A 3,152-nucleotide genomic window follows, 5' to 3' on the forward strand; every position below is an offset into this window, starting at 1 on the left:
ACGGGGGTGGCTGTTGGCCGTACGGGGGCGGCTGCGGCTGTGAATAGGGCTGCGGCTGCGGCTGCGGATAGGGCTGCTGGCCGTACCCCTGGCCGGGTGCGTCGTACGGCCCCGGTGGTGGTCCGAACCCGCCGCCCGACGGCGGCTGGCCGGGCTGCTGCGGCGGCTGCGGCGGCTGGGTCATCTGCGGTACCTCCCCGTTGGGCAGCGCCGGAGCGGCACCGGCCCGAACTTCCCTTTGTACCCTCAGGCGTTGGGCGCCGCCACCGCGGCCTGTGGCCTGATCGGGAGGCGGTTGACCGGGCGGCCGGTCGCCGCGCGCACCGCGGCGGCCACCGCCGCGGGCGAGGTGACCACCGGGACCGCGGACGCGGCCTTCGCTCCGAAGGGGGCCACCACATCGCGCTCTTCGACGAGCTTCACGATGCGGATGTCCGGGGCGTCGAGCGAGGTGGGCAGGGCGTACCCGGTCAGGTTGGGGTGCCGGACCAGGCCGCGCGGGGTGCGCAGGTTCTCCGTGAGGGCCGCGCCCACGCCCTGGGTGACGCCCGCCTCGATACGGGCCGCCAGCTGGGCGGGGTTGAGCACGCGGCCGACGTCCTGGGCGATGGCCAGCTCCACGACCCGGATCGAGCCGAGCTCCACGTCCACGTCCACCACCGCGCGGATCGCGGCGAAGGCCAGGCCCACGAACGCGTCGCCCTGGCCCGTCTCGTCGAGCGGCTCGGTGGGGTGCGGGCGGCACTGCGCGGTGGCCCACAGCTCCTTGCCGTCCATCGCCTCCATGACGGTCGTGGAGAGCACACCGTCGTACGAGGTGATCTTGCCGTCGGTGATCTGGAGGAGCTCGGTCGACATACCGAACTTGGCCGCCAGGGGCTGCAGCAGCTGGGTGCGGACCATCTTGGCCGCGCGCTCCACCGCGCCACCGGAGACCCAGGTGTGACGGCTGTGGCAGGCGGGGCCCGAGGGCGGCTGGTCGGTGTCGGCCGGGGCGACGTGGACCTCGTCCACGCCCAGGGTCTCCTGGACGATCTGGCGGGCCAGCGTGGGGAAGCCCTGGCCGGTGTCCACCGCGGCGCAGATGACCGTGGCGACGCCGTCCTGGACCTTGACCGTGGCCGTGGAGACCTCGTCGGTGCCTTCGGCGCCCAGCATGTGCACCATGCCGAGCGCGTACCCGACGCCTCGGCGGATGGCGCCCGGCTCGCCCGCGCCCTCCAGGCCGCCGGGCAGCAGCCACTCCTCCTCGGGGGTGTCCTTGGGGAGCGGCGGCAGCGGGTAGTCGCGTACGGAGCGCAGCAGTTCGGCCACCGGGGCGGGGCAGGTGACGGTCTGCCCGGTGGGCAGGATGTCGCCGGTCGCCATGACGTTGCGCAGCCGGAGCTCGGCGGGTTCCAGGTCCAGCTTGGCGGCCAGCTTGTCCATCTGGGCCTCGTAGGCGGCGCAGACCTGCATGGCGCCTTCGCCGCGTACGTGGCCGGACGGCGGGTTGTTCGTACGGACCGCCCAGCCCTCGATGAAGGCGTGCGGGACGACGTACGGGCCGCAGGCGAAGGAGACCGCCGCCGCCAGGGACTCGCTCGACGCGTCCGCGTAGGCGCCGCCGTCGAGCAGGATCTGGGCCTCGACCTTGACCAGGCGGCCGTCGGCGTCCGCGTGGTGGCGGTAGCGCAGCAGCGTGGGGTGGCGGTGGGCGTGGCCGAGGAAGGACTCCTCGCGGGTGGCGGTGAGTTTGACCGGGCAGCCGGTCTTCAGCGCGAGCAGGCCGAGCGGGAGCTGGAAGCCGGGGTCCTCGCGGTCGGCGGTGGCGCCGGGGACTCCGGTGACCACGACCTTCACGCGGTCCGGGGTGAGGCCGTAGCAGGCGGCGGCCAGGTCGCGGTCGGTGTGCGGGTCGGTGGAGGCGACGTAGAGCTCGACGCCGCCGTCCGGGCGGGGTACGGCGAGTCCGGCCTCGGCGCCGATCGGGGCGGGGTCCTGGCGGCCGATGCGGTACAGGCCTTCGACGACGGTCTCGCCGACGACCTCGGGATCGCCGTAGCGCAACGGGATGTGGCGGATGAGGTTGCCGTCGGGGTGCAGGGGCTCGGCGGCGAAGGCCTGCTCCGGGTCGGTGACCGGTTCCAGGACCTCGTACTCGACCATGACGGCCGCGGCGGCCATCCGGGCGGTGTCGGGGTGGTCGGCGGCGACGGCGGCGATCGGCTCGCCGTGGTGGCGTACGACCTCGGAGGCGAAGACGGGGCGATCGGCGACACGGCGGCCGTGGGCGGCGTCGCCCGGTACGTCCTCGTGGGTGACCACGGCGTGCACGCCGGGCATCTTGAGGGCTTCCGACGTGTCGATGGACGTGATGCGCGCGTGCGGGTGCGGGGAGCGCAGGATCGCCGCCCAGAGGAGGCCCTCGGCCCACAGGTCGGCCGCGTACGGGAAGGTGCCCTCGGTCTTGGCGGGGACGTCGGTGGCGGTGAGTGATGCGCCCAGGCCGTGCGGGGGCGCCTCGGGGGTGGCCGGGGCCGTGGGCGTGGCGGTGGCGGCTTCGCTGCTCATGCCTGGCCTCCGTCCTGCGAGGTCTGCGTGCGGCTGTGCGCCATGCCTCCGGCGCCGGGGGGTGCCTGGTGCGGGATGCGGGCCTCTTCGGCGGGCTCGCCGTCCTCGGCCGCCGCCGTGCCGCGCTGTGCCACGACCTCGTTCACCGCGTCGAGTACGCCGCGGTAGCCGCTGCACCGGCAGAGGTTGCCGCACAGGGCTTGGCGGGTCTCGCGCTCGTTGGGGGCGGGGTTGCCCTCCAGGAGGTCGTGCACGGTCATGGCGATGCCGGGTACGCAGAACCCGCACTGGACGGCGCCGCTGCAGGCGAGGGCGCGCTGCACGTCGGAGGGCTGCCCGTCCTGGGCCAGGCCTTCGACCGTACGCACCTCACTGCCCGCGGCGGTCGCGGCGGGCACCAGGCAGGAGGCCACGAGCCGCCCGTCGACCTGCACGGCGCAGGCCCCGCACTCGCCCTGCGAACACCCGTCCTTGGCCCCAGCGAGCCCAAGCCGCTCCCGCAGCACGTAGAGCAGCGACTCCCCGATCCACGCGTCGGTAACGGGCCGGTCCCCACCGTTGACCCGCAACACGTAGGAGGCCAACGGCCGCTCATCGGC

Annotated in this window: 3 protein-coding genes; all 3 read right to left on the bottom strand. The window is 74.5% G+C overall.

Annotated features, from left to right (window positions below):
• Positions 1–184 (bottom strand): hypothetical protein (locus U9R90_RS34755; RefSeq protein WP_411061364.1); only part of this gene is annotated, 184 nt, incomplete at its 3' end.
• A 62-nt stretch (positions 185–246) separates the two neighbouring features.
• On the bottom strand, positions 247–2,553 hold the full coding sequence (locus U9R90_RS34760; RefSeq protein ID WP_411061366.1) for a xanthine dehydrogenase family protein molybdopterin-binding subunit: 2,307 nt from the start codon (positions 2,551–2,553) through the stop codon (positions 247–249).
• Positions 2,550–3,152, bottom strand: a 603-nt coding sequence (locus U9R90_RS34765) for a (2Fe-2S)-binding protein (protein WP_411061367.1), incomplete at its 5' end; no start/stop codon positions are given. The genes U9R90_RS34765 and U9R90_RS34760, both read right to left, overlap by 4 nt.

This window comes from Streptomyces sp. E11-3 (genome assembly GCF_046540415.1).
In the GTDB taxonomy this organism is placed as follows: Bacteria; Actinomycetota; Actinomycetes; order Streptomycetales; family Streptomycetaceae; genus Streptomyces.